This is a genomic window from Lachnoclostridium sp. Marseille-P6806 (genome assembly GCF_900625025.1).
Taxonomy (GTDB): Bacteria; Bacillota; Clostridia; order Lachnospirales; family Lachnospiraceae; genus CAG-791.
Genome location: NZ_LR130574.1, coordinates 429414 through 448262 on the forward strand (window position 1 = coordinate 429414; position 18849 = coordinate 448262).

Annotated in this window: 15 protein-coding genes and 1 pseudogene; 1 reads left to right on the forward strand and 15 read right to left on the reverse strand. The window is 58.4% G+C overall.

Going from position 1 to position 18849, the window contains the following annotated elements:
* Positions 1–28: 28 nt before the first annotated feature.
* From uvrA to E0E20_RS01920, 15 genes and pseudogenes are all read right to left on the reverse strand, one after another.
* Positions 29–2980 carry an excinuclease ABC subunit UvrA gene (gene uvrA, locus E0E20_RS01850; protein WP_442911468.1) on the reverse strand — a complete coding sequence of 984 codons (2952 nt, stop codon included), beginning with the start codon at positions 2978–2980 and terminating at the stop codon, positions 29–31.
* Positions 2980–4974, reverse strand: coding sequence for an excinuclease ABC subunit UvrB (uvrB, locus tag E0E20_RS01855; protein WP_130836355.1), 1995 nt, complete (start codon positions 4972–4974; stop codon positions 2980–2982). Before uvrB ends, uvrA begins: the two co-directional genes overlap by 1 nt.
* Before the next feature lie 178 nt (positions 4975–5152).
* Positions 5153–6496, reverse strand: coding sequence for a S41 family peptidase (locus tag E0E20_RS01860; RefSeq protein WP_130836356.1), 1344 nt, complete (start codon positions 6494–6496; stop codon positions 5153–5155).
* A 78-nt stretch (positions 6497–6574) separates the two neighbouring features.
* Complete coding sequence (locus E0E20_RS01865; RefSeq protein ID WP_242622608.1) at positions 6575–7741, reverse strand: murein hydrolase activator EnvC family protein; 1167 nt, start codon at positions 7739–7741, stop codon at positions 6575–6577.
* A gap of 87 nt (positions 7742–7828) precedes the next feature.
* Positions 7829–8725, reverse strand: coding sequence for a permease-like cell division protein FtsX (gene ftsX / locus E0E20_RS01870; RefSeq protein WP_130836357.1), 897 nt, complete (start codon positions 8723–8725; stop codon positions 7829–7831).
* Positions 8726–9042: 317 nt separating this feature from the next.
* Positions 9043–9729: pseudogene (gene ftsE, locus E0E20_RS01875) on the reverse strand (cell division ATP-binding protein FtsE); the annotation flags it as partial.
* A gap of 50 nt (positions 9730–9779) precedes the next feature.
* On the reverse strand, positions 9780–10877 hold the full coding sequence (locus tag E0E20_RS01880) for a PucR family transcriptional regulator (RefSeq protein ID WP_130836358.1): 1098 nt from the start codon (positions 10875–10877) through the stop codon (positions 9780–9782).
* Between the two features lie 474 nt (positions 10878–11351).
* Positions 11352–12374 (reverse strand): type II CAAX endopeptidase family protein, encoded by a 1023-nt coding sequence (locus E0E20_RS01885; RefSeq protein ID WP_130836359.1) that lies wholly within the window; start codon positions 12372–12374, stop codon positions 11352–11354.
* A 203-nt stretch (positions 12375–12577) separates the two neighbouring features.
* The gene (locus E0E20_RS01890; protein ID WP_130836360.1) at positions 12578–12811 is read right to left on the reverse strand and encodes a polya polymerase; all 234 of its coding nucleotides are present in this window, start codon (positions 12809–12811) and stop codon (positions 12578–12580) included.
* 105 nt (positions 12812–12916) lie between these two features.
* Positions 12917–13951 (reverse strand): CvfB family protein, encoded by a 1035-nt coding sequence (locus tag E0E20_RS01895; RefSeq protein ID WP_242622609.1) that lies wholly within the window; start codon positions 13949–13951, stop codon positions 12917–12919.
* Positions 13942–14706, reverse strand: coding sequence for an acyl-[acyl-carrier-protein] thioesterase (locus E0E20_RS01900; protein ID WP_130836361.1), 765 nt, complete (start codon positions 14704–14706; stop codon positions 13942–13944). Before E0E20_RS01900 ends, E0E20_RS01895 begins: the two co-directional genes overlap by 10 nt.
* Complete coding sequence (locus E0E20_RS01905) at positions 14693–15889, reverse strand: alanyl-tRNA editing protein (RefSeq protein ID WP_130836362.1); 1197 nt, start codon at positions 15887–15889, stop codon at positions 14693–14695. Before E0E20_RS01905 ends, E0E20_RS01900 begins: the two co-directional genes overlap by 14 nt.
* Before the next feature lie 79 nt (positions 15890–15968).
* Positions 15969–16994: a hypothetical protein gene (locus tag E0E20_RS01910; protein WP_130836363.1), complete on the reverse strand. Its 1026-nt coding sequence runs from the start codon at positions 16992–16994 to the stop codon at positions 15969–15971.
* Between the two features lie 48 nt (positions 16995–17042).
* Entirely contained in the window at positions 17043–17618 is a 576-nt protein-coding gene (gene lepB / locus E0E20_RS01915) for a signal peptidase I (protein ID WP_130836364.1), read from the reverse strand.
* A complete protein-coding gene (locus E0E20_RS01920) occupies positions 17615–18166 on the reverse strand; it encodes an NUDIX hydrolase (RefSeq protein WP_130836365.1) in 552 nt (183 codons plus the stop codon). Before E0E20_RS01920 ends, lepB begins: the two co-directional genes overlap by 4 nt.
* 160 nt (positions 18167–18326) lie before the next feature.
* On the opposite strand from E0E20_RS01920, the gene E0E20_RS01925 reads away from it, so the two are divergent.
* Positions 18327–18818, forward strand: a complete 492-nt coding sequence (locus E0E20_RS01925) for a cupin domain-containing protein (protein ID WP_130836366.1) — start codon at positions 18327–18329, stop codon at positions 18816–18818.
* The last annotated feature ends 31 nt before the right edge of the window (positions 18819–18849 follow it).

An 18849-nucleotide genomic window follows, 5' to 3' on the forward strand; every position in this document is an offset into this window, starting at 1 on the left:
ATGATTATAAACTACGCGCCGCCCGGATTCAACCGCAGCGCCCCGGGATTCCTTCCCTCTCCAGCATCTTTCTCACATAATACCCCGTATAGGAGTCGTGATGCTCCGCGAGCTCCTCGGGCGTTCCTTTCGCGATAACCGTGCCGCCGCCGTCTCCGCCCTCCGGGCCGATGTCAATGATATAATCCGCACACTTGATGACGTCGAGATTGTGTTCGATAACGACGACGGAATTTCCTCCCTCGACGAGGCGCTGAAGAATCTTCACCAGTTTATCCACATCCGCAAAATGCAGCCCGGTTGTCGGCTCATCCAGAATGTAGATCGTCTGCCCGGTGCTGCGCCGCGACAGCTCCGCCGCGAGCTTGATGCGCTGCGCCTCGCCGCCCGAGAGCTCCGTGGAGGGCTGGCCGAGCTTCACATAGCCGAGCCCCACATCGTAGAGCGTCTGAATCTTATTCCGTATCGACGGGACGTTCTCAAAAAAGCCGAGCGCCTCCTCGATCGTCATATCAAGCACATCGTAAATGCTCTTTCCCTTGTACTTCACCTCCAGCGTCTCACGGTTGTAGCGTTTTCCGTGGCAGACCTCGCAGGGGACGTAGACATCCGGGAGGAAGTGCATCTCGATCTTGATGATGCCGTCGCCGCTGCATGCCTCACACCGGCCGCCTTTCACATTGAAGCTGAAGCGTCCCTTATTATAGCCTCTCGCCCGCGCGTCGCTCGTCCCCGCAAAGAGGTCGCGGATCATATCGAACACGCCGGTATAGGTCGCCGGGTTGGAGCGGGGTGTGCGCCCGATCGGAGACTGATCGATGTCGATGACCTTGTCGAGCTGCTCTGTCCCCGTGATGCCCTCGCTCTTTCCCGGGATCAGGCGGGCCCGGTTCAGATCGCGTGCAAGCGTCTTGTACAGAACTTCATTCACAAGAGAGCTTTTGCCCGAGCCGGAAACTCCCGTCACCGCCGTCATGACACCCAGCGGAAAATCGACGTCGATATGCTTCAGATTGTTGACCTCCGCGCCGTGCACAGTAATCCAGCCCGACGGGCTGCGGCGCTCTGCCGGAACGGGAATCGCCCGCGCCCCCGACAGATATTGTCCCGTGACGGAGGCCGGGTTCGCCATGATCTCCTCCGCAGTGCCGGTCGCGATCACCTCGCCCCCATGCGAGCCGGCCCCGGGTCCGATATCCACGATATAGTCCGCCGCCCGCATCGTATCCTCGTCGTGCTCCACGACGACGACCGTGTTCCACAGATTCCGCAGGCGCTTCAGCGTATTCAGCAGTTTGTTGTTGTCTCTCTGGTGCAGCCCGATGCTCGGTTCATCCAGAATGTAGCAGACCCCGACAAGGCCGGAGCCGATCTGCGTGGCAAGGCGGATGCGCTGTGCCTCGCCTCCGGAGAGGGAGGCGGTCCCCCGCGCCAGCGTCAGATAATCCAGACCCACATCGTTCAGGAAACCCACGCGGTTCATGATCTCCTTGAGAATCTGCCGGCCGATGAGCTCCTGCGTCTTTCCGAGCTTCATCTGCGAGAGAAAGGTCCGCAGCTCGCCGATGGACATACAGGTGATCTCATAGATATTACGGTCCGCGACCGTAACCGAGAGCGACTCTTTCCGGAGCCGCTGCCCGTGGCAGGCCGAACATGGCGTCACCTGCATGAATTCCTCATACTGCGACTTGGCGGACTCGGAGAACGCCTCCCGGTAGCGCCGCTCCGTGTTCCGCAGAAGTCCCTCGAACGCCGTCGGATAGACTCCCGTGCCGCGCTGGCCGGTGTAGTGCACGTCGACGCTGATCTCCGTCCCGTACATCAGCATCTGACGAATATCCTCCGGAAGCTCCCTCCACGGCGTATCGAGCGAAAAGCCGAATTTCTCCGTCAGAGCCGTCAGCAGCGCATTGGTGAAACTTGCGCTCTGCATGCAGCTCTGCCAGCCAATCACCGCGATGGCCCCGTCGTTGATGGAGCGGTTTTCATCCGGAACGATCAGCTTCGGATCAAACTCCATCTTGTAGCCGAGTCCCGCGCACTCCGGGCAGGCCCCGAACGGATTGTTGAACGAAAAGCTCCGCGGCTCGATCTCCGGAATACTGATGCCGCAGTCCGGGCAGGCGAAGCTCTGGGAGAACTCCATGGGCTTCCCCCCGATCACATCCACCAGAAGCAGTCCCTCCGCGAGCTGCAGTGCGTTTTCGATCGAATCCGTGAGGCGCCGCTCGATCCCCGGCCGCACAACAAGGCGGTCGATGACGATCTCGATGCTGTGCTTGATATTCTTGTCCAGCGCGATCTCCTCCGAGAGGTCGTACTGGTTCCCGTCGACGCGGACACGGACATAGCCCGCCCGTCTCGCGCGGTCAAAGATCTTTTCATGCCTGCCCTTTCGGCCGCGGACGACCGGCGCAAGGAGCTGAAGCTTCGTCCCCTCCGGCAGAGCCATGATCTGATCCACCATCTGATCCACGGTCTGCTTCTCGATGACGCGGCCGCAGTTCGGACAGTGCGGCGTGCCGATCCGGGCATACAGGAGGCGGAAGTGATCGTAGATCTCCGTGACCGTCCCGACCGTCGACCGGGGATTGCGGTTCGTGGACTTCTGATCGATGGAAATGGCCGGGGAAAGCCCGGAGATATCGTCCACATCCGGTTTCTCCATCTGCCCGAGGAACTGCCGCGCATAGGAGGACAGTGACTCCATATAGCGCCTTTGTCCCTCGGCATAAATCGTATCAAAGGCAAGGGAGCTCTTGCCCGAACCCGACAGTCCGGTCAGCACGACCAGTTCGTTCCGGGGGATATCCAGATCGATATGCTTCAGATTATGCTCGCTAGCCCCCCGGATCCGGATGCAGTCATCCTTGCTGATGATCTTCCGACGCGCCTCATCGGCGCGCGATTCCTTCAGAAATCTGTCTTCCTCTGCTTTTAACGCCGGCCAGTAGTCCGGCCTCATTTTCACTGCCATCATTTACCTTTCGTCACTTCCAGATAGTGCTTTTTCAGCTCGATGAGCTGATCCCGGAGCTCCGCCGCCGCCTCGAAATTGAGATCGGCCGCCGCCCGCTTCATCTGTTTCTCCGTTTTTTCGATGAGCTTTTTCAGCTCGGCCCCGCTCATGGATTCCGGATCCTTTTCAAAGCGGAGCTGTTCCTTTGATATCTCCTGCGAAATCGTGATGAGATCGCGCACCGCCTTGCGGATCGTCTGCGGCGTAATGCCGTGCTCTTCATTGTATTTCTGCTGAATTTCGCGGCGCCTTGCCGTCTCCTCAATCGCCCGCCGCATAGAATCCGTGACGGTGTCGGCGTACATGATCACATGGCCGTCCGCGTTGCGGGCCGCCCGGCCGATCGTCTGCACAAGCGAGGTCTCCGAGCGGAGAAACCCCTCCTTGTCCGCATCGAGTATGGCCACCAGCGCAATCTCCGGAATATCGAGGCCCTCCCGCAGCAAATTGATGCCGACCAGAACGTCGAATACGTCGAGCCGCATGTCCCGGATGATCTGCGCCCGCTCCAGCGTGTCGATGTCCGAATGAAGATACTTGACGCGGATCCCCGCCTCGGCGAGAAACTCCGTGAGATCCTCCGCCATTTTCTTTGTCAGCGTGGTAATCAGCACCTTGTTCTTCCGGTCGACCTCCCGGTGAATCTCGCCGATGAGATCATCGATCTGGCCGTCGATGGGACGAACGGAAATCTCCGGATCGAGAAGCCCCGTGGGCCGGATCACCTGCTCCGCCCGCATCAGCTCATGCTCCGCCTCATAGGGACCCGGCGTTGCGGAGACAAACAGCATTTGATCAATGCGCTGCTCAAATTCCTCAAAACTGAGCGGCCGGTTGTCCAGCGCCGACGGCAGACGAAAGCCATACTCGACCAGCGTCCGCTTGCGGCTCTGATCTCCGTGATACATCGCCCCGATCTGAGGAATCGTAATGTGGGACTCGTCCACCATGATCAGAAAATCATCCCGGAAGAAATCCATGAGGCACAACGGCGCGGAGCCCGGCGCGCGGCCGGAGAGCGGCCTCGAATAATTTTCGATTCCGCTGCAGAAGCCGGTCTCGCGCAGCATTTCAATGTCAAAATTGGTGCGCTCGGCGATCCTCTGCGCCTCCAGCAGCTTATCCTCGCTCTTGAAATAGCGGACGCGCTCCCGGAGCTCCGCCTCGATCTCATCGCAGGCGCGGTTCACCTTTTCCTGCGGAACCACGTAGTGCGAGGCGGGGAAAATCACGACGTGCTTCAGCTCCGCGCAGGCGCGTCCCGTCAGAGGCTCCACCTCCGTGATGCGGTCGATCTCGTCGCCGAAATATTCGATGCGAATGAGATGCTCCGAGCCCTCCGCCGGATTGATTTCCAGCACGTCTCCCCTCACGCGGAAGCAGCTTCGCTGGAGATCCGCATCGTTCCTTGTATAGTGAATCGAGATCAGCCGGTCGATGACCTCCTCCCGGCTCTTTTCCATCCCCGGACGCAGGGAAATCGACATTTTCTCATAGTCGTCCGGCGATCCCAGACCGTAAATGCAGGACACGCTGGCCACCACGATCACATCCCGGCGCTCCGTGAGAGATGCCGTGGCCGACAGCCGCAGCTTGTCGATTTCCTCATTGATCGCGGAATCCTTGGCGATATAGGTATCGCTCTGGGGCACATAGGCCTCCGGCTGATAATAATCATAGTAGGAAACGAAATACTCCACGGCATTTTCAGGGAAAAACTCTCTGAACTCGCCGTAGAGCTGGGCCGCCAGCGTCTTGTTGTGCGAGATGATGAGCGTCGGCTTGTTCACCGCCGCAATGATGTTCGCCATCGTAAAGGTCTTGCCGGAGCCCGTGACGCCGAGCAGCGTCCCGAACTGATTGCCCGAAAGGAACCCCTCCGTAAGCGTCCGGATCGCCTCCGGCTGATCGCCCGTGGGCTGATAGGGCGCCGCAAGTTTGAAATGATCCATGCCAATCACCACATTTTTTATTTTACTGAAAGGTTCAGCGCATCCGTGTGATTTTTTACACTGCGTTTCGTCAGAAAAAGCCGCAGTACAGACCGTGCACACAGTGCAGGCACGGGTATTGTAACACGGCTTGTCCGTTTATTCAAACATATGTTCGATGTTTTCCGTGAACGCTCCGTTATTTCCCGAGCTCCTTAAGGAGCAGCTCTTTCGCTTTATCCATCTGATTATCCGTCCCGTCCTCCCGGTATGCCTCCGCGTCGAGAGGAAGAACGACGTCCGGCGTGATGCCCACATGATTGATATCGCGCCCGTTTCTCGTGAAATAAGCAGCCGTCGTCAACTTGACCGCAGTTCCGTCCTGTAAATCATAGACCGTCTGTACCACGCCCTTGCCATAGGTTTGCGTCCCGACAAGCGTTCCGATCCCGGCGTCCTGTATCGCTCCGGAGAGAATTTCCGACGCGCTCGCCGAATAGTCGTTCACAAGCACGACCAGCGGCAGAGAAAATGCGTGCTTTCCGCTCGCGCTGTACTCCGTGCGCTCGCCGTCCCGATCCTCATAGTAGAAGATCAGCCCCTCCGGAAGAAGCTGCTCGGCAATCTCCGTCACCGTCGTCACATTGCCCCCGGGGTTCCCTCGCAGATCGAGAATCATGCCTTTCATCCCCTGCTCCCGGAGCGAGGCGAGCGCTTCCTCGAACTGCCCCGAGGTGACGTCGTCAAACTCGGCGATCGCAATATACCCGATCTGATTCTCGAGCATTTCGGACAGAACGGTCTCGGAGCTCACCTTGCCGCGGATGATCTGCACCTCAAGGTAATCGGGGTTTCCCTCCCGATAGAGCGTCAGATGGACAGGCGTTCCCTCCGGCCCGCGGATCATGCTCACCACCGTCTCCAGATCCGAGCCCATCGTCTCCTCGCCCTCGACCTTATAGATGATGTCTCCCGCCTCAAGTCCGGCCGCCTCCGCAGGGGACTGCCGTATCGTCCCGGTGATGACCGGCGCGTCCGAATCCGTGTTCCAGCTCACATAGGCGCCGATGCCGTAATAAACTCCCTCCGTCTCGGCGTCCAGCTCCGCAAGCTCGTCCTCATTGTAGTAGACCGAGTAGGGATCCTCCAGCGATTCCATCAGTCCGCGGTAGAGCCCGCTTTCTTTCTGCTCCCGGCTCGTGTCATCCGCATAATAATAGACCGAATCGATCAGCTCCTCGATCTGGCGGAGCTTGCGGATCGACTCAGAGCGGACCGCGCTCCCCGGAGTACGGGTTTCGGACGGCTCCGAGGGGAGCGCCGCCATCCCGCCGGTCCCTTCCCACGAGAGCTTCCCGCTGTGCAGAAGCGCCCCGGCTGCATATGCTCCCCCGAGAAGACAGATCAAAACGCCGGTGAGAATACCGGCAATAAAAAAGCGGGCCCCCATCCCCGGGCGCTTCCGCCCCTCTCCCGGAACGCTGTTCTGTCCCCGGCCATCATTCTGTCCCGGACGCTGATCCGGCATCCGATATTCTGTCATAGTATTCCTCCATGCCGAAGCGTTCCTCAGCGAGGCACGCGCTGAAAAATCCGCGCAGGCGGTTTTACGGCGTCCGCGTCACAGATAATTCATCGGATTCTGATATTCCCCGTTCAGACGAACGGAGAAATGCAGGTGCGGCCCGGTCGAATTTCCCGTGCTTCCGACCGCAGCAATCTGCTGCCCCGCCGAGACCGAGGTTCCCTCCGAGACATACAGCGCCGACGCATGCATATAGATTGTATACAGTCCATCCCCGTGATCGATCATCACGTAGTTTCCCATGGATGGACTGTACGACGCCGCCACGACCCGCCCGTCGTACGCGGAAAGAATCGGCGATCCGGACGGAGCCGCCATATCCACACCGTTGTGAAAGCGCTGGTTGCCGTAAAGCGGGTGCGTCCTCCAGCCAAAGGGCGATGAAATATAGGTATACCCCGGCGCCGGCCACACGAACGGCCCCCCGCCGTAGTGAATCTGATTCTCGGCAGCGAGCTTTGCCTTTTCTGCCGCCACGGCGCTCTCCAGCGCCGCAATCTCGGCCTCCTGCTGGGCCACCTCTGCAGCGTACTGCTCGATCGTCTGATTGGCACCCTCCAGTTCGCTCGCGACGCCGCCGATCTCGGCATTCTTGGCGGCGATCAGGCTTTCCACATTCGCTTCCTCGGCCTCCTGCTGGGCTCTGGCCTCCTCAAGTGTCTCCCGTTCCGCCTCCAGCGCCTCTTTCGTCACCTTCACCAGCCTTGTCTGTTCCTTGAATTCATTCAGTTTGTTCTGGTCATAGGCGGACAGCTGGGAAATGTAGAACGCCTTGTTCAGCATCTCGCCGAAGCTCCCTGCGGACAAAAGAAATTCCAGAAAATAATCCTGTCCCCGCTCATACATGAACTGGATGCGCTTCTTCATGGACTCGTACTGCGCCTGCTGCACCGCCACCGCCTCGTCCAGCTCCTGCTCCGTCCGGTCGATCTCCGCTTCCTTATCTTCGATATTCTGCTTCAGCGCGTCAATTTTAAGCTGAATATCTGTGAGGCTCGCATCGAGCTGCGTGACGTAGCTCTCCAGATTGCTCTTGCTCGCCTCGAGCTGCTCTTTCACCGCCTGCATATCGCTCAGCGTGCTCTTCATCTGCTCCCGCTCGCTTTTAGCCGCGCTGATCTGCGCCTCCTTTTCGCGGATGGAGTCGTTTGTCAGCTCCGCTGCGCGCACAAAATAAGAGGCGGAAAGCGCATTGCCGCCCACAGCGCTGCACAATATACAGATAGAAAACAATATGCCCCAGAGGGCATATTGCATAGCATGCTTTTTCTTCAATTTATCCGCTGTGCCTCATACTCCCATATGTCGCCGGACAGTAAATACGCTTCCGACAAAGCCGATTCCCACGCCCAGAGCAATCGAAATCGGAACGAGCGTCTGCATGATGACGGACGCCGGAAGAAAACGGATCAGACTTGTCAGCATGGAAAAACGCTGGGTAATATACTCCACAACCTTTTCGTAGACGAAATAGATCGCGGCCAGCGGAATCACCGAGCCCACAAAGCCGATGATGACGCCCTCGATCACAAAGGGCGCGCGGACAAACAGGTCCGTCGCTCCGACGTATTTCATAATGCTGATTTCATCCTTGCGGACAGAAATTCCTATCGTCACGGTATTGCTGATGAGGAAAATCGATACCAGAAGCAGAATCAGCACGATGCCGATATAAATATAGGTAACCAGACTGTTGAAGCCGCTCAGGGTCGTCGCCGTGATTTCCGAGCGGTTAACCTCCCGCACGATGTCGACCGATTCCAGATAGGATACCAGATCTGCCTGACGCGAGACGTCATTGAGATAGATTTCGAGATTGGCGGAATTTTCCAGCGGATTCTCCGTGAAGCCCTCCGCATACTCCCCGAGGTACTCGCCCTTAAAGGAATCCCACGCCTCCTGCGCGGAGACGTAGACGGCCTCCTTGACCTCCTCGCGCTCCTCGACTCCTATTTTCAACTGGCTGATCTGCTCCTCGGTGGTTCCCTCGTCAAAAAAAACTGTGACCGAAACCCCCTCCTCCGCCGTATGCACCACATTCTGAAAATCCACAATCATGGAGTAGAACAGGCCGAACAGAAAAAGGCACGCGGCAATCGTCGCAATGGATGCCAGCGTAAACCATTTGTTGCGCACAAGATTGCGCAGCCCCTGTCCGATGGTATAGAAAAAAGAACTCATCAATATCCTCCGCCTCTCCGGTCGTCGAGATCATAGAACTCAGATGTGACACCGGCAAAATCCGTTCCGTCGTCCTCTGCGTGATCCGGCTCCGGCGGAAGACTGCCCGTGTTTTCATGATAGTTCAGCTCATACCGGAAATCCTGATCAAACTCATCCGGATATTCATCGGGATACTCGCCGTGCGGCTCGTCGAAGTCCTGCTCTCCGCCGGACTCCCCGTACTCCTCCGCTCCGCTGCCCGGCAGCTCATCCATAAAGCCGTCGGTAGGAAGATCCTCCATCGGGGAAATATCGCCCGCCTCAGCGCTGTACGCGCGGTTTTCGGACTCGGTATACCCGCCGTTCTTTTCATCGCTGACGATCACGCCCTTCTTCATGGTGATCACCCGTTTGTGCATGGCGTTGACGATCTCGCGGTTGTGGGTCACGACGACAACGGTCGTTCCCTCGTCCATATTGACCTGCTCCAGACGCTTCATGATATCCCATGAATTGCGGGGATCGAGATTTCCGGTAGGCTCGTCGCACAGAAGAACATAGGGATGATTCACAATCGCGCGGGCGAGCGCCACGCGCTGCTGCTCGCCGCCGGAGAGCTCCGTGGGCATTCTGTCCCACTTCTTTTCCAGCCCCACGGCCCCGAGCGTCTTCGGAACATTGACGCGCATCTGCCTGACCGGCGTCTGGATGATGCGCTGCGCAAAGGCGACGTTTTCATAGACGGAGCGATCCCTGAGCAGGCGAAAATCCTGAAAGACGATACCCAGATTGCGGCGGAACTTCGCCACCTTGCGGTGAGGAAGCGTCGCCATATCGTAGCCGAGCACGTTGATGTTCCCCTCTGTCGCCGTCAGTTCATGGAGCAGAAGCTTGATCAGAGTCGATTTGCCCGAGCCGGAATCACCGACAATAAACACAAACTCGCCCGCCTTGATATCCAGCGAAACGCCGTTGAGCGCAGCGGTATTCTTGGAGTAGGTCTTGTATACGTTCCTCATGGTGATCACATTTCCTTCAGGAACGCCGTACGATAATCGTTTTGCCATTCAGGGCCCTTTCAATACTCAAACGTATCCATATTTTCCATATATTTCATATACTTTACTACCATCAGCGCGATTTTGAAAGTGATCGCGTCGTCGAACACACGCAGATCGAGCCCCGTGCTCTTCATGAGCTTGTCCAGACGGTACACCAGCGTATTGCGGTGAATGAAGAGCTGGCGCGAAGTCTCCGAGACGTTCAGATTGTTCTCAAAAAAGCGGTTGATGGTAGTCAGCGTCTCCTCGTCGAACTCGTCCGGATTGTGCGCGTCGAAAATCTCGCGGATAAACATCTTGCACAAAGGGAGCGGAAGCTGATAGATCAGGCGCCCGATGCCCAGCTCGTTGTAGGCGATGATATTCCGGTCCCCGAAGAAGATCCGGCCCACGTCGAGCGCCATCTTCGCCTCCTTATAGGAGCGGCTGACCTCCTTGAGCTCGCCGACCACCGTTCCGTAGGACACATGGATATCCTTCACGCCCGCCCCGCTTAAGTAGCTGCGGATCGCCTCCGCGGAGGCAGCAATCTCCTCCATATTTTCACACTCCGCCAGGTCCTTTACAATCACGACGCCGTTCTCATCCACCGCCGTGACAAAATCGGGACTCCCGGCCGCAATATACTCCTGCATGATTTCAAGGACATTGAATTCCCTGTCCGGCGCCGTTTCCACAATCATCGCCACGCGGCGGCCCGTCGCCTCAATATGCAGCTTCTTGGCTCTTCCGTAGATGTCCACCAGCAGAAGATTGTCCAGCAGAAGATTTTTGATAAAGCTGTCTCTGTCGTAACGCTCCTTGAACGCGCCGATGAGACCGTGAAGCTGAAGCGCCGTCATGCGGCCGATGATCTGCGCATGATCTCCCGCGCCGCACAGAACCAGAACAAACTCCAGGACCTGCTCGTCAAACACCTTGAAAAATTCGTACTCTCCCCAGCTCTGAGAATCGGCCGGGGACTCCGCAAAGCGCGGCACGACCGCCGCTGCCTCCGCAAATACCGGCGCCGTGACCGCCTGCTCTCTGCCCTCCACATCGAAAACTCCCAGCTCGCAATGTGAAATGTCACGGATTCCCTCAATCGTGTTCTGTAAGATCTGATTTGAAATCATACGCCCCCACACTTTCCCCACAGCAACCGATGGCTGAATTTATCTTAAAGCATCCTGCCGGAAAAATCCATAAAAACGCCGCCATTTTTTGTACACTTTTTTACATTTCTTCAGCACCCCGGAAGAATTCCAGAAATCGCGGATGAAATGCCTGCATTTCAGACCGATTTCGGGATTTCTTCCGAGGCGGACAAGCGGCGCAGCCGCTCTGACCGCCTGTATGAGCAAGCCGCAAGGCGGCTGCGAATACGGGGGCTGAAGCATTGCCCGATCTGTAGAGCAAGCCGCAAGGCGGCTGCGAATACGGGGCTGAAGCATTGCCCGATCTGTAGAGCAAGCCGCAAGGCGGCTGCGAATACGGGGCTGAAGCATTGCCCGATCTGTAGAGCAAGCCGCAAGGCGGCTGCGAATACGGGGGCTGAAGCATTGCCCGATCTGTAGAGCAAGCCGCAAGGCGGCTGCGAATGCCGGTTATCAGAGCTTTGCCAGCGTGTCCACTACGATATATATGACCGGAATCACCATTCCCGCAATGAGGGGCACGGAGATCAGAGATGGCCCCCGCCGCCGTTCTCTCCGTTTCTCCGTCATATCGTTTCCCTGACTCTCCGCCGAAAAGCGCCGGTTTTCCCGCATTTCACGGGCAGAAAACGGCTCCGGCTCTTCTCTTTCCACGCGGAAAACAGCCCGCAGAATCAGCACCGCAAGCGCGACGGACGCCGTGCAGATCCCCCCGACTGCAAGGCTCCCCGCAAGAAGCTTAGACGCTCCTGCCTGTGCAAGAACGTCCGCTGCCTGTCCATGCATGGAAAGCTCCTCAGCCGAAAAGCCGGACAGCGCTTCCTCCGCCCCGTACATCATCAGCACCTCCGCCGAGTTGAAGCTCACGTGCATCAGCACCGACGGCCAGATGCTCTGCGCCGCCTCATCCGCCGCCGCGAAGAAAATTCCCAGGACCAGCGCGTAGCAGGCTTGATTAAGATTCATGTGCATCAGACCGAAGAGAACGGCGGAAAGAAAAACCGCCCCGCGAACCCGGCCGCTGCGGCGAAGTCCCCGATAAATATAACCGCGGAAAACGAGCTCCTCACAGACCGGTCCCAGAACACCGATCAGCAGAAGCGTCTCCCACAGCGGCTCCGCGAGAATGGCGTCGCTCATAAGCTCCACCGCATTCTCCGTAAAAAGCATCGTCGCCGCGTTGACAAGAATCACCAGCGGATAAAGTACGATAATAAGGAGAAGGGACAGGCCCGCCGTAGCAGGACGGATTCTCCGGAAGCCGAACTGCTCTCCGACCGGCGTCAGCGTACAGAGTGCAAAAATGAGCGCCGGCACAAACAGAATTCCCTCGCTGAGAAGGCTGTTCCAGAAAAAGCCGGAGCTCTCCGGAAAATACGGCATCAGCACTGCCGCCGCAAGGCCCGTCAGAATATACAGGATGATAATGCTGAAAAACAGCGCCCCGGCTTTTTTCGGCGTCACGATAATCACCATACCGAAGCACTTTGGTGCGAGGTACGCGCCGCAAAATCCGCGCAGGCGGTTTTGCGGCTGCGATGGGAGCTATTTGGGCTTCGGCACAAACAGCCTTGTGAAAAATCAGCGCATCAGAGTGATGCTTCACACTACCTCCCGTCTTTCCGTTGCCGGGTCGGCGCAGCGCACAGACGGCCGCGCCGGCAGCCGCCTCCGGACCGTCACTGATTAATCATAAAATCAATAAGCCGCTTGGTATCCTCCGGCTCATAGGCGACCACCTCGAGCTCCGGAATCTCCCCGTTGGAAAAAATATTCACCAGTGAAACATACTGGGACAGCTTGGACTTGAGATTCAGGCGGTCTCCCTCCCCCGTCACGAGCTCCACCCGTCCGGTGCAGCTGTCGATCACCGAGAAAAATTTATTGATATCTTTAATGTTTTCTACTTTCATGCTATTCCTCCTTGCCGAAGCGTTTTTTGCGAGGCACGCGCCGCAAAATCCGCGCAAACGGCTTTGAGGCACGCGCCCCATGCACCCTGCGCCGGAAGCGCGCCCTCACTCCTGCGTAAGATAAATTCCGTCCTCCCGGATCCGGCAGAGGCCCGCTTTCATGAGGTGCCCCACCGCCCGCTTGAACTGGTTCTTGCTCATCTGCATCTCTTCCCGGATCCGTTCCGGATCCGCCTTGTCCGTGAACGGGAGAGAGCCGCCCCGTTCCCGCAGCCGTCGGAGCACCAGCTCGCTGTCCGCTTCAAGCTGAAGCACCGCTTTCTCGCGCAGCGCCAGATTCAGCTTCCCGTCCGGGCGGACGAGAGTGACCCGGGCGGAAACCGTCTCGCCGACGCGCAGCTCCCTCACCAGCTCCTGCTTCGGAATCAGCGCCGAGTAGCGGTCATCCACCGCCACAAAGGTTCCGAAATTCCGGCTCGTCTCGTAGACCGTTCCGGTTACGCGGTCCCCCGCGCGGTACGGCGAGTCCGAGCGAAGATACGGATAGACGTTCATCGTGGCGCAGAGGCGCCCGCTCTTGTCAATATAGACGGCCACGAGACAGCTCTGTCCCTCTTTCACTCTCTGATTCCGCGGCTGCTCATGAAACGGCAGCAGAAGATCCTTGTCGAGACCCCAGTCGAGAAAGGCTCCGACCCGGCCTGCCTGCACCACGGTGAGAAAGCCCACCTCATGGAGCTGCAGCTTCGGTTCCCGCCGCGTCGCGATCAGGCGGTCTTCGGAATCCCTGTAAATAAATACCTCGAGCTCATCCCCGGGCGCCGCTCCCTCGGGGAGCTGTGACTTCGGGAGGAGGATATGCTCCGGCGCGTCCTGCCCCTGACGGGGCTCCTCCGGGGCGCCGTCCCCTGAGACCCGGTTCTCCGAAACACTGTTATCCAAAACGCCGCTATCCGAAGTGCCGTTCCCTGAAATGCTGTTATCCGAAGCGGCGTTATCCGAAATACCACCCGCCGCCTCTTTCAGATAAGCGCCGTGCTCGGCAAGCTTCTCAATGACGAGCCTCTGTTTCCTGCCCAGATCGAACATCGGTCTGCCATCCTTTCTTTTCTCCGCGAAGCCCCCGGCTGCTAGAGCCACGCGTCCTGCTCCCTTTCGGTCCGCCTGCGGACACGGAGCTCTGCCGCCGCATAGAGCGCACCATCCGGCGTCCCCATGGTGATCGTGCGGATTCCCGGATCGCCGCTGCGCTCCGGCTCCCGCACATACTGCACAAACTGCATGGTATCTCCGATAAAGGCCTGCCTGCGGTACTCCACACGAAGCCCCGTCACCAGCTCCTCCGGCGGAATTCTCTCCACGGCAAAGCGGACATACTGTCCGTTATTGACGTGGCGATTCGAGTCGATATGACCGCGGTCAACGACGATGCTGTCCAGAAGCTCGCCGCCCTGCTTCGGAACCGCAATTTTCCGGGGCAGATACTCCATGTCCAGTTTATCATGAAGTTCAAATACTTCCACCATTTTCTGCGTCGCACGAACCGGAACCAGCCGGTTCAGATCCAGCAGCGACCACACGGAATTCGCAATCGCCAGACGCTCCCCCTCCGGCGTGTCCATCACAAAATTGCGGAGTCCGAGAAAGCCCCTGAGCTCATAGGGGCTGGTTCCGACCACCACGCGCTCGCCAAGCGCCGGGTAACGCCGGATATCGATCTGCCAGTAATTGACGATCCATGCGGCGCCCTGCCCCAGCATATACCGTATCCCGACGCCGCCGTCCTCCGACTGGAACGTGGAGCAGTCCTGAAAATAATTGATCAGCATGTCCGGCCGCAGAAGCCCGCCGCCGTCCACCTCACTGTAACGGACCCTTCCGTCAAAGCCGTACATCCGAAAATTCCTTTCCGAGCACCTCGCGGATTCTCTCCGGCTCCGCGGCCCATGTTCCCTGAATCATCTCCGCCGATCCGCCGCCTCTGCCCGAAAGATTTGCATTCAGCGCTTTCGCGTGCGCCCGCACATCCACGCGGCGGCTCCCGAGACAATAATACCACCCGCCCTCCTGCCGCGACAGCACCAGAGCCACGGCTCCGAGGCCTCTCTCCAGAAGATAATCGCAGAAGCGCCTCGTCTCCACCGGGGACAGCCCCTCTTCAAAAAGAATCTGCAGCGGCCTGTCCGCCGGCAGCGCTTCTGACGCCGCGGCGAAATACCACGTCATGACCTCCGCAAGCCTTCGGTCCTTGTCCGCGCTCTCCCCGCGAAGCCTCTGTACCGCCTCTGCGATGTGTCCCGGCTCCGCCGCCAACATCCGCGACAGCTCGATGCTCTGATCCACGCGGCGCGTGAGCTCCGACAGCGCGCGTCGCCCGCTTGCCATCTCAATCCGGACACCGCCCTTATAATTCATGAGGGAAAAACACTTGATCAGGCCGATCTCACCGGTCCGCGCGACATGGAGGCCGCAGCAGGCACAGGCATCCGTCTCCGGCACCGTGACGATGCGGACCTTTCCGGAGAGCTCCTTTTTGCTCCGGTATGAGAGCTCCCGCAGTTCCGCCTCATCGGGGTACGACTGCGCAATCGGAAGATTCCGGTATACCATACCGTTCGCCTGCCGCTCCAGCGACATCAGTGTTTCCCAGTCCATCGGCCCCGAAAAGTCGATGGTGATCATCTCCCCCATATGGAAGCCCACATTCTCGTAACCAAGCGCCGCATGCACCAGCCCGGACAGGATATGCTCCCCCGAATGATTCTGCATGAGATCGAAGCGCCGGTCCCAGTCGATCCGGCCGGTCACTCTCGTGCCTGCGGACACAGGAGCATCGCAGAAATGGACGATCGTCCCGTCCTTTCTCCGCCTCACATCCGTCACTCTCAGCTCTCCGTTCCCGTCGTCCGGGCGCAGAGTCCCATGATCCGCAGGCTGTCCGCCGCCCTCCGGATAGAATATCGTATCGTCCAGAACAACGGCAAAGCCGTTTCCCGCCGGTTCGCAGGAGAGAACCTTCGACACAAGCTCTCTCGCGTAGGGATCCCGATAAAATTTCTCTGTAAACTCTTCTATCATACAAAGCCTCATGCGAAAGGACGGAGCGGCGGCGAAAAATCTCCCGCCGCCGCTCCGCCCCTGCTTCTATATCTGCGAATCAATAGGTGATGGTGATCGCATGGAGAAAGCCGTCCGTACCGACGCCGACCTGCACCGTAATCGTGCTGCCGATGTACAGCGCTCCGACGCTGTTCATGTTTGTCGAGCTGTCCAGCTTGATCGTCATGTTCCCTCCGCTCGTGGACAGATACAGGGTGTCCGCCGTGGTTCCGGACATGATCTGGCCCTTTACCGTCGCCGACAGCGCGGGAGAAGCCGCATTCTGCGCGTTCTCCGTGCTGGCCACCTTTGCCGCATGCACATAGGCATCGCTCCCGAGATAAATATATGCCGTCACCGTGCGGTTCGGCACAAGAAGCTTGCAGCCGGTCAGGTCCGTGGAGCCATCAATCCGAATCTCCATTGTTCCGGCAGAGGTCTTCAGCACCATGGTGCCGTTTTTCGTATTGCTTTGGATCGTGCCGGGAACCTGTGTGGTGTTGACGCCGTTCACCGGGACGTTCGCGACGATCCTCTGCGTATCCGCTCCGTCTGTCACCTTCAACACGTGCAGATAGGCATCCGATCCCCGGCCGAGCGTCACGTTGACATTCTTGCCAATCACCAGAACCGTGACGCCGCTCAGATCGGAATCGTCGTCGAGCTTTGCCTGTATCACGCCGCCGTTCGTCTTGATATACAGCATCTCCACGGTCGTGCCGCTGGCAAGCGTTCCGGTGACGCCCATGGTATTCTTTTTATCCACCGTGATCAGACTGCTGGCAGAACTGCCGATGATGCTCTCCGCATGGAGATAGCCGTCCGTCCCGGTGTTGACTCCCACCGTAACCGCCCTGCCCGGAAGCAGAATCTTGCACTGCGAGGTATTCGTCTCCGCATCGATCTTGATCTGCATCTGTCCCTGCGCCGTCTTAAGGTACAGCAGCTCCGGGGTCGTGCTGCTCTCCACCGTCCCCTGCACCGTCGCCCACGCGGCAAGAACCGTCTGCGAAGCCGCAGGCAGATACCACGCCGCCGCAAGAACGGCCGCCGTCAGACAGATCCTCATCCACAGTTTTCTCATTCGCTTCTGCCCTCCCATCTTTTTCAATCCATCGCATCATTTCTCACACTAGTCGATCCGGCCCGCCGCAGAAAATGGGAACCAGACAAACGCCGCTTTTCCGATGATTTTATCCTCTGCGACAAATTTATTAGCCCAATAGCGCGAATCCAGCGAGTGATTCCGATTGTCCCCGAGCACAAAGTAGCAGCCCTCCGGCACCACATACGGGCCGAATGTCCCATCCATCGGCTCGGCGATGAAATCGTCCCGCAGCGGCTCCGCGGAATCGTCAATATAGACCCTGCCGTCAACGATCGTGACCGTCTCTCCCGGCAGGCCGATGACTCTTTTCACAAACAGCTCCGTCTCGTTGTCGGGATAATGAAAGATTACCACATCGTAGCGCTGCGGCGCCTCCTCCCGATAGGACAGACGGGTTCCCACAACGCGCGCGCCAGACGGAATCGTATTTTCCATGGAGCCGGACGGGATCTTTGCGTTGATGAGAAGAAACGTGTCCACAAGCCACACCAGAAGAAAAGCCCCCGCGACAATCGCGGCATCCACCGCAAGCTCCCGCTTCCAATTCACCCGTTCCTCTCCGACCTCCCGGCCGCCGCGCCGCCGCTCTTTATCCGTCAAAGTCCGTCTCCTGTCTGTCTGTACTCAGCGTAGGCGAGAATTCCGGCCACCGTCTTGGCATCACAGATCTCTCCCGTGCGGATTCTGTCTAGCAGCTCTCCCAACTCGTAAAAGGCAAAGGAAATGTCCTCGGTTGCATCCAGCCGCTGTTCTCCCTCGCGGCTCACATTCTCCGCCAGATACACATCCACCGTTTCGCTGCAGTAGGCTACCGCTGTTTTAAGCTGCGCGAGACGCACAAAACGCTCCGCCGCATAGCCGGTCTCCTCCAGAAGCTCCCGCCGCGCCGTCTCCTCCGAGGGCTCCTCCTCCGAGTCCCGGGTCCCCGCCGGAAGCTCCAGTGTCTCCGCGTCAATCGCCTGCCGGTACTGCCGGATCAGAATGATGCGCCCGTCCGGAAGAACCGGAACCGCCGCCGCGCCGCCGCCTCTCTTATGGCGGACATAATCCCATTCCTCCGTGTGTCCGTCCGGAAGAACCACCGTATCCCGGTAAAAATCCACAATCGTACCGCGGCATGCAAGCGTTCTGTCCCGCCGCTGAATCATATTTCCACTCCTCCGTGCTGCGCGCTGCTCCCGGCCCGTCCGGTTCCGCGGCAGATCATCCGCTGTTTTTACATCATACCATTTTGACGGCGCATTTTGTATAATCAATATCGCAGCGCTTCATTTCCGAGCTTTATTATCATATCACGCAGGAGGTTCCATGAACGCATCCCAAAACGCACGCGCGGAAGAGCTCATCCGCCATTACCACCTCGAACGGCACCCGGAGGGAGGTTGGTTTGCCGAGGTTTACAGCTCCTCTCTTTCTCTGCGGGAAAACGGCCGACCGATCGCCGGCAGCATCTATTTTCTTCTGCAGGGCGGTGACATTTCACATTTCCATCAGATCGACTGCGACGAGCCATGGTACTACCACGAGGGCTGCGGCGTCAGGATCACGGTGCTGGCGGAGGACGGGAGCCTGCGCGAGGAGCTCCTCGGCCCCGACTTCACGCAGGGGCAGCAGATGATGGTTTCCATTCCGAAAGGCGCCGTCTTCGCCGCCGAAAACCTCGATCCGAAAGGATATACCTTTATGAGCTGCATGACCGCCCCGAAATTTCAGTATGAGGGATTCCGGCTTGTGAGCGCCGACGAGCTCGCCGCCCTTCTCCCCGGGCGTGCCGAGACTCTGCGCCGTCTTTGTCTCTGATAAAGCAGCAGGCGGCCACTTTTGTCAAGTA